At 70.8% G+C, this 14,242-nt stretch carries 12 protein-coding genes; 3 read left to right on the top strand and 9 right to left on the bottom strand.

Annotated elements, in window-relative coordinates; genetic code table 11:
- Positions 1-124 precede the first annotated feature (124 nt).
- A complete protein-coding gene (locus ACK8GG_RS07320; protein WP_440349230.1) occupies positions 125-2,977 on the top strand; it encodes an aconitate hydratase in 2,853 nt (950 codons plus the stop codon).
- A 101-nt stretch (positions 2,978-3,078) separates the two neighbouring features.
- Here ACK8GG_RS07320 and ACK8GG_RS07325 read toward each other — a convergent pair whose 3' ends face one another.
- The 7 genes from ACK8GG_RS07325 to ACK8GG_RS07355 all read right to left on the bottom strand — a co-directional run bounded on the left by ACK8GG_RS07325 (position 3,079) and on the right by ACK8GG_RS07355 (position 11,178).
- Entirely contained in the window at positions 3,079-3,687 is a 609-nt protein-coding gene (locus ACK8GG_RS07325; protein WP_440348947.1) for a GTP-binding protein, read from the bottom strand.
- Positions 3,668-4,054 carry a DUF742 domain-containing protein gene (locus tag ACK8GG_RS07330; protein ID WP_440348948.1) on the bottom strand — a complete coding sequence of 129 codons (387 nt, stop codon included), beginning with the start codon at positions 4,052-4,054 and terminating at the stop codon, positions 3,668-3,670. Before ACK8GG_RS07330 ends, ACK8GG_RS07325 begins: the two co-directional genes overlap by 20 nt.
- A gap of 4 nt (positions 4,055-4,058) precedes the next feature.
- Positions 4,059-4,481, bottom strand: a complete 423-nt coding sequence (locus ACK8GG_RS07335) for a roadblock/LC7 domain-containing protein (protein ID WP_440348949.1) — start codon at positions 4,479-4,481, stop codon at positions 4,059-4,061.
- A 90-nt stretch (positions 4,482-4,571) separates the two neighbouring features.
- Positions 4,572-7,064, bottom strand: a complete 2,493-nt coding sequence (locus tag ACK8GG_RS07340) for a sensor histidine kinase (RefSeq protein WP_440352837.1) — start codon at positions 7,062-7,064, stop codon at positions 4,572-4,574.
- A gap of 207 nt (positions 7,065-7,271) precedes the next feature.
- On the bottom strand, positions 7,272-8,873 hold the full coding sequence (locus ACK8GG_RS07345; RefSeq protein WP_440348951.1) for a prenyltransferase: 1,602 nt from the start codon (positions 8,871-8,873) through the stop codon (positions 7,272-7,274).
- Positions 8,870-9,787 (bottom strand): terpene synthase family protein, encoded by a 918-nt coding sequence (locus ACK8GG_RS07350; RefSeq protein WP_440348952.1) that lies wholly within the window; start codon positions 9,785-9,787, stop codon positions 8,870-8,872. Before ACK8GG_RS07350 ends, ACK8GG_RS07345 begins: the two co-directional genes overlap by 4 nt.
- A complete protein-coding gene (locus tag ACK8GG_RS07355; protein ID WP_440348953.1) occupies positions 9,784-11,178 on the bottom strand; it encodes a cytochrome P450 in 1,395 nt (464 codons plus the stop codon). The genes ACK8GG_RS07350 and ACK8GG_RS07355 overlap by 4 nt, the downstream gene beginning before the upstream one ends.
- A gap of 377 nt (positions 11,179-11,555) precedes the next feature.
- On the opposite strand from ACK8GG_RS07355, the gene ACK8GG_RS07360 reads away from it, so the two are divergent.
- Positions 11,556-11,801: a DUF2630 family protein gene (locus ACK8GG_RS07360; protein WP_440348954.1), complete on the top strand. Its 246-nt coding sequence runs from the start codon at positions 11,556-11,558 to the stop codon at positions 11,799-11,801.
- A 4-nt stretch (positions 11,802-11,805) separates the two neighbouring features.
- Here ACK8GG_RS07360 and ACK8GG_RS07365 read toward each other — a convergent pair whose 3' ends face one another.
- Together ACK8GG_RS07365 and ACK8GG_RS07370 are read right to left on the bottom strand one after the other, a co-directional pair.
- The gene (locus ACK8GG_RS07365; RefSeq protein ID WP_440348955.1) at positions 11,806-12,450 is read right to left on the bottom strand and encodes an HAD family hydrolase; all 645 of its coding nucleotides are present in this window, start codon (positions 12,448-12,450) and stop codon (positions 11,806-11,808) included.
- Positions 12,451-12,627: 177 nt separating this feature from the next.
- A complete protein-coding gene (locus tag ACK8GG_RS07370; RefSeq protein WP_440348956.1) occupies positions 12,628-13,482 on the bottom strand; it encodes a carbon-nitrogen hydrolase family protein in 855 nt (284 codons plus the stop codon).
- A 93-nt stretch (positions 13,483-13,575) separates the two neighbouring features.
- Between ACK8GG_RS07370 and ACK8GG_RS07375 the strand changes: the two genes are divergently transcribed.
- Positions 13,576-14,160 (top strand): TetR/AcrR family transcriptional regulator, encoded by a 585-nt coding sequence (locus ACK8GG_RS07375; protein WP_440352835.1) that lies wholly within the window; start codon positions 13,576-13,578, stop codon positions 14,158-14,160.
- Positions 14,161-14,242: the final 82 nt, after the last annotated feature.

The following is a 14,242-nucleotide window of genomic DNA, read 5'->3' on the forward strand; positions in this document are numbered from 1 at the left end:
GGTTGCGCGCATAGCAAGACGGACGTACGGTTTTATTGACATCGTCATCATCGGGTAAGCCTGACCTAACCGGACGGGCCCCCGGCTGGTGCGAAAGACTCAGGACTACTCACAGTCGCTGGTGATGAAGGAGTACGACGTGGCGAGCCTCGACACCTTCGGTGCGAAGACCCAGCTACGCGTCGGAGACGCGAGCTACGAGATTTTCAAGATCAACAAGGTGGACGGGCACGAACGCCTGCCGTACAGCCTGAAGATCCTGCTGGAAAACCTGCTGCGGACCGAGGACGGCGCGAACATCACCGCCGACCACATCCGCCAGCTCGGCGGCTGGGACGCCGCCGCCGACCCGAGCGTGGAGATCCAGTTCACCCCGGCCCGGGTGCTGATGCAGGACTTCACCGGCGTGCCCTGCGTGGTCGACCTGGCCACCATGCGCGAGGCCGTACGCGACCTCGGCGGCGACCCGACCAAGGTCAACCCGCTGGCCCCGGCCGAGCTGGTCATCGACCACTCGGTCATCGCCGACCTCTTTGGCCGCGAGGACGCCTTCGAGCGCAACGTGGAGCTGGAGTACGAGCGCAACAAGGAGCGCTACCAGTTCCTGCGCTGGGGCCAGACCGCGTTCAACGAATTCAAGGTCGTCCCGCCGGGCACCGGCATCGTGCACCAGGTCAACATCGAGTACCTGGCCCGCACCATCATGGAGCGCGGCGGCCAGGCCTACCCCGACACCGTGGTCGGCACCGACTCGCACACCACGATGGTCAACGGCCTCGGTGTGCTGGGCTGGGGCGTCGGCGGCATCGAGGCCGAGGCCGCGATGCTCGGCCAGCCGGTCAGCATGCTGATCCCGCGCGTGGTCGGCTTCAAGCTCAACGGTGAGATGCCCGCCGGCACCACCGCCACCGACCTGGTGCTCACCATCACCGAGATGCTGCGCGAGCACGGCGTGGTCGGCAAGTTCGTCGAGTTCTACGGCCCGGGCGTGAGCGCCGTGCCGCTGGCCAACCGCGCCACCATCGGCAACATGTCCCCCGAGTACGGCTCCACCGTCGCGATCTTCCCGATCGACGACGAGACCATCCGCTACCTCGAGCTGACCGGCCGCGACGCCCAGCAGGTGGCGCTCGTCGAGGCGTACGCCAAGGAGCAGGGCCTCTGGCACGACCCGGCCGCCGAGCCGGACTACTCCGAGCGCCTCGAACTGGACCTGAGCACCATCGAGCCGTCGCTTGCCGGCCCGAAGCGGCCGCAGGACCGGGTGCCGCTGGGCAACGCCAAGACGCTGTTCCGCTCGGTGCTGACCAACTACGTCGCCGACGACTCCGCCGACGCCGGCGAGGGTGGCGCGGAGGGCGTGGCCGACAACGCGCCGACCACCGCGATGAGCCCGGCCGACCAGGCGAGCGCCGAGTCCTTCCCGGCCAGCGACGCTCCGGCCAACGACCAGAGCAGCGCCGCCGACAAGCCGCACAGCCTGGTCACCGCTGCCGTGGGCGCGGGCGGTCGCGCCAGCAACCCGATCCGGGTCACCGGCGCCGACGGCACCGAGTTCGAGCTGGACCACGGCGCCGTGGTGATCGCCGCGATCACCTCCTGCACCAACACCTCCAACCCGCAGGTCATGATCGGTGCGGCGCTGCTGGCCCGCAACGCGGTGGAGAAGGGCCTGACCCGCAAGCCGTGGGTCAAGACCACGCTGGCGCCGGGCTCCAAGGTCGTCATGGACTACTACGAGCGGGCCGGCCTCACGCCGTACCTGAACAAGCTCGGCTTCAACCTGGTCGGCTACGGCTGCACCACCTGCATCGGCAACTCCGGTCCGCTGCCCGAGGAGATCTCGGCCGGGATCAACGAAAACGACCTCGCGGCCGTCTCGGTCCTCTCCGGCAACCGCAACTTCGAGGGCCGGATCAACCCGGACGTCAAGATGAACTACCTGGCGTCCCCGCCGCTGGTGGTGGCGTACGCGCTGGCCGGCACGATGGACATCGACCTGGCCAACGAGCCGCTCGGTGCCGACACCGAGGGCAACCCCGTCTTCCTGCGCGACATCTGGCCCGGCAACGCCGAGATCCAGGACGTCATCGCCTCCGCGCTCGGCGCCACCGGCTTCGGTGAGGCCTACGCCGACGTCTTCGCCGGTGACGAGCGCTGGCAGTCGCTGCCCACCCCGACCGGCGACACCTTCGCCTGGGCCGGCGATTCCACCTACGTGCGCAAGCCCCCGTACTTCGAGGGCATGGCGCAGGAGCCGAGCCCGGTGGTCGACATCGCCGGCGCCCGGGTGCTGGCAAAGCTCGGCGACTCGGTCACCACCGACCACATCTCGCCGGCCGGCGCCATCAAGGCCGACTCCCCCGCCGGCCGGTACCTCGCCGAGCACGGTGTGCCGCGCCACGAGTTCAACTCGTACGGCTCGCGCCGGGGCAACCACGAGGTGATGATCCGGGGCACCTTCGCCAACATCCGGCTGCGCAACCAGCTGGTGCCGGGCATCGAGGGCGGCTTCACGGTCAACCACCTCACCGGCGAGCAGACCTCCATCTACGACGCCTCGGTGGCGTACGCGGAGGCCGGCCTGCCGCTGGTCATCCTCGCCGGCAAGGAGTACGGCTCCGGCTCGTCGCGCGACTGGGCGGCCAAGGGCACCATGCTGCTGGGTGTGCGCGCCGTCATCGCCGAGTCGTACGAGCGGATCCACCGTTCCAACCTGATCGGCATGGGTGTGCTGCCGCTGCAGTACCCGGCGGGCGTGACCGCCGAGTCGCTGGGGCTGACCGGCACCGAGACCTTCACCATCTCGGGCGTCACCGCCCTCAACGACGGTGACATCCCCCGCACGGTCAAGGTCAGCACCGACACCGGCGTCGAGTTCGACGCCGTGGTGCGCATCGACACCCCCGGGGAGGCGGACTACTACCGCCACGGCGGCATCCTGCAGTACGTGCTGCGGCGCATGATCGCTGCCTGATCCGGCACAACGAAAGGACCCCTGCTCCAGGTGAGCAGGGGTCCTTTCGTGTCCGCGGTGCGCGTACCGTGGCCGGCGCGCCGGCGGGGCCGGTGGGGGCGTCAGGCGACGACTGCGGCCCGCTTGGCGCTGCGGCTCTTCATCGCGTGCTCCAGGAGGCTGATCAGCGCTTCCTTGCTCGCCGCGCGCTGCCGGGCGTCACAGAGCACCACCGGCACCTCGGGGTCGAGGTTGAGGGCGGCGCGCACCTCGGCGAGGTCGTACTGGCGGGCGCCCTCGAAGCAGTTGACCGCCACGATGAACGGCGTGCCCCGCCCCTCGAAATAGTCGATGGAGGGGAAGCAGTCCGCCAGCCGCCGGGTGTCGGCCAGCACGACCGCCCCGACCGCCCCGATGGAGAGCTCGTCCCAGACGAACCAGAATCGGTCCTGGCCGGGCGTGCCGAACAGGTACAGCACCAGATCCTTGTTGATCGTGATCCGGCCGAAGTCCATCGCCACGGTCGTGGTCGTCTTGGCCTCCACCCCGGAGAGGTCGTCGACGCCGACGCTGCTCTCGGTGATGACCTCCTCGGTGCGCAGCGGCTGTGTCTCGCTCACCGAGCCGACCAGCGTGGTCTTGCCGACGCCGAAGCCCCCGGCAATGAGAATCTTGATAGCGGTGGGGAGCGCGTCGGTCCCCGCCGCCCGGTCAGAGCGCTCGTAGTCCATTGATTACCGCCTCGAAAATGCTGTCGTCCGGAAGGCCGCTGGTGATCATCGGCTCGCGTACCCGGATCAGGTCCCGGGCCACCAGGTCGCCGAGCAGGACCCGGATGGTGCCCACCGGAAGGTCCAGGTGCGCGGCGACCTCGGCGACGGACATCATCCGCTGGCAGAGCGCGATGATGGCGTGATGCTCCGGCCCCAGGCCGGCCTCCTGGGCCGGATCCCGGCGGACCGCGATGACCAGTGAGATCAGATCGAACTTGCCGGCCACCGGCCGCGCCCGGCCCCGGGTGACGGCGTAGGGCCGCACCACGGGGCCGGCGTGGTCGTCGACCCACTTTTCGTCTGGTGACTCGCCTGAGACGGCCATCCGGTTACTTCTCCTCGGGTGACAGCTCGGCTGAGCGGGAGGGTGAGGCCACGAACTTGCCGACCCGGGTGACCAGCATCGCCATCTCGTAGGCGATCAGGCCGACGTCGGCTTCCTCCGAGGCCAGCACCGCCAGGCAGGCGTTGCGCCCGGCGGCCGTCACGAAGAGGAACGACGACTGCATCTCGATGATGGTTTGCTGCACCTGTCCGCCGCCGAACCGCTTGCCCGCACCGCGGGCCAGGCTCTGGATGCCGGCGGCCAGGGCCGCCAGGTGCTCGCCGTCATCACGGGTGAGCCCCTTGGACGATGCCATCAGCAGGCCGTCCGTCGAGAGGGCAACCGCATGCTCCGCCTGCTTGACCCGGCCGACCAGGTCGTCCAGCAACCACGTCAGGTCGGCACTCGAAGCCGTCTTCTGTGCCACTCGTCGTCCTCTTCTCCCCCGGCGGATCCCGCCGTGTCCCCAGGCCAGTTACTGGCCGTTCTCGCACGTGTCCTCGTATCGGCGTCCGGCTCACTCGGGCCGGGCGCCGGGCTCCTCCGCAGTGTCGGGCTCGCCCGCCTGCTCGCCGTCACCGTCGCCGCCGCTGCCGAGCAGACGGGCGGCGTCGGTGCGGCCACGACGCGTACCGCTCTGGTACGAATCCATCATCCGGCGCACCTTCTCGGGCGGCCGCGGCGCTTCCTCCACCTCGTCGGCGGAGTCGTCGGCGTCGCCGCCGTCACGCAACTGCGGCACCAGGTTCGCCTGTCGGACCCGGACCGGCAGCCCCGACTGGGTCTGCGGGACCGGCGTCTCGTCACCCGGCTCCGAACTGGCCTTCATCGGTCCCTCCTCGGCTGGCTTCGGAGTGATCGCGGGCAGGCCGATGGCGTGGGTGGGACCGTCCAGGGCGGACTCGTCGCGCACCCGCGGCGGGCGGGCCGGGAGGCCGGCGCCGCCGTCGGCCTGCGGGGCCGTGCCGCCCGGCGGTACCGGGGACGGCCGGCGCACCGGCAGGTCGGTCTCGATCGCCGGCCTGCCGTTGCGCTCGGCGACTGCCGTCGTGGGCCCCGCTGCGATGGTCGCCACCGTGGCCGGTTCCGCCGGCGACGCGGCGGGCTGCTCACCCGGCGTCCTGGCAGCTCCGGTGCCGGTGGGGGCGCCGGACCGGGTGGGCTCCGCACCGGGGTCGCCGTCGCTGACCAGGCCGGCCGGAATCAGCACCACTGCGGTCGTGCCGCCGTAGGGCGATTCCTTGAGCTGTACGCGGATGCCGTGCCGCTCGCTGAGCCGGCTCACCACGTAGAGGCCGAGGCGGGTGGCGTTGGCGAGGTTCAGCTCGGACTGGTCCTGGATGCGCTCGTTGGCGCGGGCCAGGTCCTCCTCGCTCATTCCGAGGCCGCGGTCCTCGATCTCCAGCGCGAAACCGTTGGCGACGAGCTGACCGCGCACGTCGACAGTGGTGTGCGGCGGGGAGAAGGAGAGGCCGTTCTCGACCAGCTCGGCGATCAGGTGGATGACGTCACCGACAGCGCGGCCGGCGAGGGTGGCAGCACCCATCGGGTGCACGTTGACCCGGGTGTAGTCCTCGACCTCGGCCACCGCGCCGCGGACGACGTCCACCATCGGGACGTTGCGCCGCCAGGCCCGGCCGGGGGTCGAGCCGGAGAGCACGATCAGGTTCTCGGCGTTGCGCCGCATTCGGGTGGCGAGGTGGTCGACCCGGAACAGGTCCTCCAGCTCTTCGGCGTCGTGCTCACGGCGCTCCATGGCGTCCAGCAGCGTCAGCTGCCGGTGCACCAGGGCCTGCGTACGCCGGGCGAGGCTGAGGAAGGTGTCGCGCACACTGCGCCGCAGTTCCGCCTGCTCGACCGCGGTACGCACCGCGGTCTCCTGCACGGCGTTGAACGCCTGTCCCACCTCGCCGATCGCGTCGTCACCGAAGCGCAGCGGCGGCGCCTCCGCGGCGACGTCCACCTCTTCACCGCGGCCGAGCCGCTCGACCACCGACGGCAGCCGCTCTTCGGCGAGCTGGTGTGCGGCGTCGCGCAGCTTCTCCAGCTGCCGCATCAGGGATCGGGCCGTGGTGATCGAGACGATGATGGAGGCGATGACGGCGAGGAGACCGAGGCCGGCCGCCAGCACCATCCGCAGCACCACGCCGACGGCGACGGGCATGGCCTGGTCGACGAGGTCGTCGCCCTTGCCGAGAGTCCAGTCGCGAAGGTCCTCGGTGGCCCCCATGGCGGAGCGCCACTCCGCGGGGCCGACGGGCGGCCGGGCAGAGTCCGCCTGCTGAAGCCGGTCCTGCACGGCCGCGAGCCGGGTGAAGTTGCTCCCGGCCACGATCGCGTCGTACTCGGCCCGGTCGGCGTCGGAGAGTTCGACGACCGCCTCGGCCGCCAGGAAGCGCTGGGCGCCGACCAGCCGCGACAGTTCGCCGTACTCCGCCGCGGTGATCCGTCCGGCAGAGAGCACACCGCTGACCAGGGCGTCCTGCCGTGACAGCAGTTCCAGGGAGCGGTTGAGCTGGGTGAGGGTCCTGCTGTCCTTGGTGATCCGCTCGTCGTCGAGCGAGCCCATGGCGCCGTAGATGGTGAAGAGCTGGTCGACGACGTCGTTGTACTCCCGCATCGCCTCCGAACGGTCCATTGACAGGCCGTCGACGTTGCCGCGGATCCCGGCGAGGGAGTCCAGCTCGGTGATGGTGCGGTCGACGCGCTCGTTGAGCTCGTCACTGCCGGCGAACCGGACCTGCCAGAGTTGCGAGGTCTCCCGGAACGATTCCACCACCGCGTCGGTGCGGGAGCGCTGCTCGGCGAGTTCCGCGGCGGTGTCCGCGCGCGGCTTGCCGAGGTAGGCGGCGGTCAGCCGCCGCTCGGCCTGCAGCTCCGCGAGGACCGGCTCACTCGGCGCGGCGACATTGGTGTCAAGAGTGGTGATGCCGAGCAGGTTCAGACCGTCTCGCAACGTCACATAGGCAGCGAAGGCCCAGAGCGCGACCAGCGAAACAAGAAGGGCCACAATTTTCGTACGCAGGCTAGCGCCGCGGATACCCATTACACCGTCCCGGCCCGTGCTTTTCATGTACATGTCCGATGCTCGCCGCCGACCTTCGGCCGCAGCGCGCGGGGCCGGCCTCGGAGACCGGCCCCGCGCACGCTAGCAGCGTCCACTAGTGCCACTCAAGCCTGATGATCTTTCCGCTCACTGCTTTGTCCAATGTAGACGTTACCTTGACTCGGCACTCAACCGGCTCCGCGTCGCGCAGACGTGGCGGGCCGCGAGGACCGCAGCCTGCACGATCGCGGTCGGATGGTAGAGGTCCTTGTCGTGCCAGAGCGCCGGCTGCTCGGCGTCGAGATCGACCCGGTCGAGGAATTCGGCGCCGCCGGCGATGGCCGCGTCGATTCCGGGATGCCGCGCGGGGTCGGCGACACAGAGCAGATGCAGGGCGTACGCCGTCTCCTCGGCCGTGCCGTCCCACCGTCCCCACGACCCGTCGGCCCGCTGGGTGCGCAGCATCCACTCCACCGCCCGGTCGACGGCCGGCGCGACATCGGTGCCGCTGCCATAGCCGGCGAGCGCCACCGCCGCCGACGAGGTCGCGTAGTACGGCGAGGCATGCCACCGGTCGTCCCACTGCCCGTCGGCGCACTGCTGCGCGAGCAGCCAGCCGGTCACCGACTCCGCCGCGGTCGCCCAGCGCGCGTCGTCCCGGCCGGCGTGCCGCGACCACCAGCAGAGCATCTCCAGTGCGTGGGCGTTGGTGGTGATGGAGCTGCCGTCCTCACCGCGCCAGGTGCAGAAGTACCCACCCACGTCGTAGTGCCACAGGCTCTCCGGCGCGACCGGGTAGCCGAGCCGGGCCAGGGCGTAGAGCGTGACCGAGGTCGTGTCGGCGTCGTCGGGCAGCCCGGGACTGGTGGCCGCGCCGGTCGCCCCCAGGCTCTGAACGAGGCTGGTGACCAGCGTCGAGGGCACCTCCAGCGGAACCCCGGCCCGGACCAGGCTCGCCAGCACCCAGGACCGTTCGAAGACGCTGATCGGAGTGGTGCACGGCACCGCACCGTCCGAGGCGCGGCCGGCGGTGGCGAGATACTGCACCACCACGCTGTTGTCCTGCGGTCCGCGCAGCCAGGCCGCGCTCGCGGCGGGAGCCGCCCCGATCGCGCCACCCACCGGCCGCACGCCCGCGAAGCCGCGCGCCTGCTCGCCGAGAATCTCCAGCGCGTGCACCAGCTTCTGCGGCAGCGGCTGCCCCGAGGCCACCATCTGCCGCACCATGACCAGCCGCCGGTCGGTCATCGCCTGCGGCAGGGGCAGTGGTTCACCCCCGCGCCGGGCTGTCAGCTCCGCCAGCGGCCGTGCTCCGAGCTCGGCCAGATGGTGGTTGATCCGTTCGGTCAGCACCGGCACGATGAGGTCGGCCGCCGGCAGGTCCGGCATGGCGAGCGCGGGCGTCGCCACCAGGTGCGCCAGCGCCGTCAGGCCCCGGTCGACGGCGCGGGCGATCTCGGCCCGCCGCTCGCCGGGCTGCCGGCCGGCGGCGATGTCGTGCAGGGTGGCGAAGAGCGCCTCGGTGGCGCTGATCGTCGGCACCAGGGCATAGCCGCCCGGCGCACCCCAGGCCCCGTCCGGACGCTGCGTCGCGAGCAGATAACCGATGCGGCCGGCCTGCCCGTTCAGCCACGGCGCGTGGCTGACCACCCGGGCGGTCTCGTAGACCGACGGGGAGACCTGCCCCTGCGGGCGCAGCTCCATCCCCCCGAGCAGGTTGCGCACCTGGTCGTGCAGATCCGCTGGGGCAACCCGTTCCTCGCTGATGGTCACATCTGCCCCCAGAAGTCGGTCCCCCGGTAAAAGCCGCTGGAGAAGCCGACCTGGCGGGCCAGGTACTCGACGGCCTGCGGGCAGGCCGGCGCCAGCGGCGCGAAGAGCTCGTGACAGCGCGCCACCAGCTCCTCGATTTTGCGCTCCACATCGGAGCGGTCGCTGACCAGCATGATCGCGTTGAGATCACCCCAGCGGAGGTCGCGCTCGTAGGTGCCCAGGTCGTTGACGAGCCTCAGCACCCGCTGCACCTCGGCACTCGCCTCGACGAGCGCGTCGAGATGCGTCAGAGCGGACCGGTCGTCGTTGGAGATCCAGTGCGTGACGTTGACGATGGTGCAGGCCAGGTTGTCGGCGTTGGCGAGGTACTCGTCGAGGCCGGGCAGGGCCGGGCCGTCGGTCTGCGCCGCCGTCTTCCAGTCCCACTCCCGGGCCATCGACTCCAGCACCTTGCGCAGCTCCTCGCGCCACACCCCGCGGTACGCGGCGAACGCCGGCCCGGCGGCCAGCTCGTCACGCAGCTCCGCCAGGAGGCGCCCCAGCGCGTCGTCGGGCTCCGGCGTACCGCCGTCGGCGACGGCGAGGCAGCGTTCGGTGAGCCGGTCGATCTCGTGCCGCGACTGCGCCTCGTGGTCGACCAGATAGTCCAGCGCAAAGCCCCAGAGCACTGCCCGGTTTGTCAGCCGCAGCTGTTCGGCGCTGCACCAGGGCGCACCGAAGGTGATCGCCATCGCCACGTTGCTGAAGAGCGCCGGCTCGAAGGCCTTCGGTGAGAACAGCTCCGGGTACGCCGCGGCGCACCGCTGCAGATCGCGCTGGCCCTTGGCCGCCACCGCGCAGATGCGCCCGTGCTCGGTGGCGGCGAGCAGCGCCTCGCGGCCGACGGGTGTAGAGGTGTTCATCGGTGTGCTCACGCCCCGACCGGCTGCTGGGCCGGCGTCACCGTCATGTAGATGCGCTTGTTGGGACGCAGCGACGCCGCCAGCTTGTAGTCCGGGATGCCCGGCTCGGTCATCTTGACCCGGTAGCGGGCCAGGATCGCCGCCGCGACCAGCGGTGCCTCGATGCCGAAGAGGTACATGCCGATGCACTGGTGGCCACCGCCGCCGAAGGGGTAGTACGCGTAGCGGTGCTGCCGCTTGGGCTGCTCCGGAGCGAAGCGCTCGGGATCGAACTCGTTGGGCCGGTCCCAGTACGCCCGCAGCCGGTGGGTGGTGACCGGGCTCAGCGCGATGTGCGAGCCGGCCGGGATGTGGACGCCGTCGATGACGTCGTCCTCCACCGACGTACGCGGAATCAGCCAGCCGGAGGGGTAGAGCCGGACCAGCTCGTCCATCACCATCTTGGAGTAGCGCAGCCGGCCGAGCTGCTCCTGGGTGATCGGCTCACCGGCCCGGACGACGCTGTCGATCTCCTCCTGCATCCGCGCGGCGATCGCCGGGTGCGCCTCGAGCACCGGCCAGAGCCAGGCGAGCAGGTTGTAGGTCGTCTCCGTGGTGGTGGCGAAGATCGAGACGATGTCGTCGCGGACCTGCCGCTCGGGCAGGAGATTGCCGTCGGCGTCCACGGCGGTGGCGAGGGTGGAGAGGGCATCCGGGTCGCCGCTGGGGTTGGCCCGCTCCTTGCGGATCAGCGGGTAGACCACCGCGTCGATGTTCTTCACGGCCCGGGCGAACGCGAAGTCGCCCGGGAACGGCAATGCGTTCGGGTAGAAGGGAACCAGCAGCCGGTACCGCAACGTGTTCGCCACGACCTCCTGGTTCTCGATGATGGTCATGGCGTCCGACAGCGGGATCTTGCCGCCGAAGAAGACCGTGGTCATGGTCTGGCAGATGATCCGCGAGGTCGTGGACCCGGCGTCCAGAGTGGCGCCCTCCGCCGGGATGGCGAGGTCGTCCAGGGCCGCGTTGACCGCCCGCGACATCGGCTCGATGTAGGAGTCGATCCGCTTGGCGGTGAAGTGCGGCTGCATCCGCCGTCGGCTCGCCTCCCAGACCTCCCCCTCGGAGAAGATGCCCTCGCCGGAGAGCTTGCGCACGGATTTGTAGAGCATGTTGTCGCCCGCGCGGGTGTAGTTCTTGGCGTTGTCCCGTAGCACGTGCTGCACGTGCCTGGGCTCGCTCACCAGAAAGGCGCGGACGGTGCCGAGGCTGAGCTGGACGACCTTGCCGGGGTGTTCGTCGGCCGCGTCGATGAGCGTCTGCAGCGGGTCGCGTAGCAGACCACCGCGAAGCATCTTCCGCAGCGGAACGAACGGGGCCTCGGCGGTCGTGGTTGGCCGCGCGTCGGCGCTCGCCTCGGTCATGATTGTTCTCCATCCTGCACCACACGCAGCGGAAAACCCGCTGAGTGTTTGAACGGTCATGCGGCGTTACGATCGCGGACAGCATGCCACCAACATGAGCCCTTCTCTAGATACCGCTGGGAAAATCCGCGACACCGGTGACTCATATCTCCACTTTGGATCCGTTTTCCTGCTGACTGTTTGCTCAGTCAGCGTCACGGTTGGAGACGAGCGGCCGCACGGCCCGGGTCGTGCGATCGACGCAGGAGGATGTCGTCACCCCGCCGAGCGCCCGGCCGGGCCGCTGCAGCACGCGCGGGGTCGTACCGCCCGGTGGCCGCAGCGAGATCGATGGCCGAATCCGGGCGAGCGCGGCCGGGCTGTGCCAGGCTCGGAGCATGGACGACACGACAATCCTGCAGCGGATCAACGAACTGGTCGACGAGGAACACCGGCTGCGCGCCGAGGCCCAGGAGGCGGAGGAGGGCACGGGCTCGGCCCAGACCCGACTGCGGGAACTGGAGGAATCGCTGGACCAGTGCTGGGATCTGCTCCGCCGCCGCCGCGCGGCGCGTCAGTCCGGCGCCGACCCCGACCAGACGGGGCCGCGACCCAAGCCCGAGGTCGAGAGCTACCTGCAGTAACGGATCATCCGGCGAGCACCGCGGCGATGGCGGCGATCAGGCCGTCGGCGGCGCAGGTCGGGGCGAAGCGCTGCTCGGTCCAGCGTCGCCCGCGGTGCAACCAGACGCTGCGCAGACCGGCGGCCGCCGCGCCGCCGATGTCCCCCTCCGGGCCGTCACCGACGACCCAGGCGCCCCGCATCGTCATCCGGGCCCGCTGCGCCGCCAGGGTGAAGATGCGCGGATTGGGTTTGCTCACCCCCGCCTCCTCCGAGATCACCCAGTCCGCGAGGTAGCGGTCGAGCCCGGTGAGCCGGATGAGCCGCTCCTGCTCCCGGGTCCTGCCGTTGCTGACCGCCACCGGCACCCACCCTGCGGCGTCGGCGATCCGCAGCGCACACGCGTGCAACGGATCCAGGCGCAGGTTCGCCGCTATCCCCTCCTCGATCGCCTCCACCAGGTCGATCGAGGGCGTGCGGAGGTCATACCGCTGCCGGATCGCGTCGGCGAGGTCCCAGCGGTCGGTGAGCCCGTCGGCATCGAAGTCCAGAAGCCAGTCGATGTCCTCCGCCGGCGCGTTCAGGTCGGCGAGGAAACGGTCACCCCACGCCCGCAGTGCCCCGGTGCGGTCGAGCAGCGTGTTGTCGATATCGAGGAGGAGCAGTGGCACGGGGGCAGGTTACGGCAGCCCCGGCGTGCTGGGAATAGCTCACCGTCGCAAGGCGGCCATGAAAGCCATGAATTCCGGCCGTGAAAGTCGTCAATTCCGGCCGCGAGAACGACGAATTGCAGCCCGGAACCCTGATGGATGCCGGCCGGGAAAACCGATGCCTGCCGGGGCGGCCGATCAGGTGAGCAGTGCCCGTCCGGGCGACCCCTGAGCCGGCAACCGGTCGATGAGCATGGTGTGCGCCGCGCGCACCCGGGTCAGGCGCACCGGATCCAGCCGCGCCGTCAACACCGCCTCGCCGCTGTCGGCGCCGCGCACCAGCGCCCGCCCTTCCGGGTCGTAGATCGCCGCGCCGCCGTTGAAACACCACGGAGCGGTCCCGTCGACGGAATTGGCGAAGACGACGTACATGGTGTTGTCCAGCGCCCGGGCGGCGTAGTACAGGTCGCGCCGATGCTCGGACCCGCGCAGATAGCCGCTCGGGCAGAGGTAGCCGTGCGCGCCGTCGGCGGCCGCCGCGCGCCCGTGCTCCGGGAAGCAGCCGTCGTAGCAGACCCCGAGGCCGAACCGCCAGCCCGCGACCACCAGGGTCGCGCCGCGGTCGCCCGGGACGAAGATCTTCCGCTCGTCGGCCCAGAGGTGCTGCTTGTCGTATCCGGCGACGCACTCGCCGCCGGGCCGCAGCACCAGCACCGAGCAGGTACGCCGGGCGTCGGGATGCCGTACGGCGGCGCCGACGACGACCGTCGCGCCGGCTGCGTCGGCGGCGGCCCGCAGCGGGTCCAGCCGCGGGTCGTCGACCCGCCGGCCGGCGTCGGCGGCGACATCCGTGCCGGCATCGGCAGCCAGAACCGGCAGGTGGTACGCGGACAGGAAGAGCTCGGGCAGGACCACCAGTGCGGCCCCGGCCGCACCTGCCTCGGTCACCAGCCGGGCCGCGCGCCGGGCGTTGCCGGGCAGGTCGCCCGGGACCGGGTCGGCCTGGATGGTCGCGACGGTGAGGGGCGCGGAAGGTGCCGGGGCGAGGCTCACCCGGCGATCATAGGCAGCCATCGACGCCGACGAGCGAGAACAAGCCGTACGTACGGTTTGCAAAGTATGCGGTGGCCTGGAACGATCGGCTGCGTGCCCAGGGTAAGCCAGGACCAGCTCGACGCACGCCGCCAGGAGATTCTTGCCGCGGCGCGTGGCTGCTTCGCCCGGCACGGCTACGAGGGCGCCACCGTTCGCCGGCTCGAGGAGGCAACCGGGCTCTCCCGCGGCGCCATCTTCCACCACTTCCGTGACAAGGACTCGCTCTTCCTGGCGGTCGCCGAGGACGACGCGGCGACGATGGTCGAGACCGTCGCCCGCAACGGCCTGGTCCAGGTCATGCGGGAGCTGCTGGAGAGCGCGACCTCCCCCGACACCGCCGGCTGGCTCGGCAGCCAGCTCGAGGTCTCCCGCCGGCTGCGCACCGACCCCGCCTTCGCCCGCCGCTGGGCCGAACGCGCCGCGGCCGTCGCCGACGCGACCCGGGAGCGGCTCGTGCGTCAACGCGAGGCCGGCGTGCTGCGCGACGACGTACCGATCGACGTCCTGGCCCAGTTCCTGGAGCTCGCCTACGACGGCCTGGTGCTGCACCTGGCCATGGGCCGACCGGCCGGGGACCTCGATCCGGTGCTCGACCTGGTCGAAGAGGCCGTACGCCGCCGCACACCCCAGGACTGACCCGAAAGCACCTGGTCGGCGAACCGACACTTCCCTCTGGCGTCCCTCCCGGCGAGAATTGACTTCCCGCTATGGGACAGGA

Origin of the sequence: Melissospora conviva, from assembly GCF_049523535.1 — a bacterium.
Lineage (GTDB): Bacteria > Actinomycetota > Actinomycetes > Mycobacteriales > Micromonosporaceae > Melissospora > Melissospora conviva.

Coding starts and splice junctions, on each gene's coding strand:
- ACK8GG_RS07320 (WP_440349230.1), top strand. CDS start 125: ATGAAGGAGTACGACGTGGCGAGCCTCGACACCTTCGGTGCGAAGACC.
- ACK8GG_RS07325 (WP_440348947.1), bottom strand. CDS start 3,687: ATGGACTACGAGCGCTCTGACCGGGCGGCGGGGACCGACGCGCTCCCC.
- ACK8GG_RS07330 (WP_440348948.1), bottom strand. CDS start 4,054: ATGGCCGTCTCAGGCGAGTCACCAGACGAAAAGTGGGTCGACGACCAC.
- ACK8GG_RS07355 (WP_440348953.1), bottom strand. CDS start 11,178: ATGACCGAGGCGAGCGCCGACGCGCGGCCAACCACGACCGCCGAGGCC.
- ACK8GG_RS07360 (WP_440348954.1), top strand. CDS start 11,556: ATGGACGACACGACAATCCTGCAGCGGATCAACGAACTGGTCGACGAG.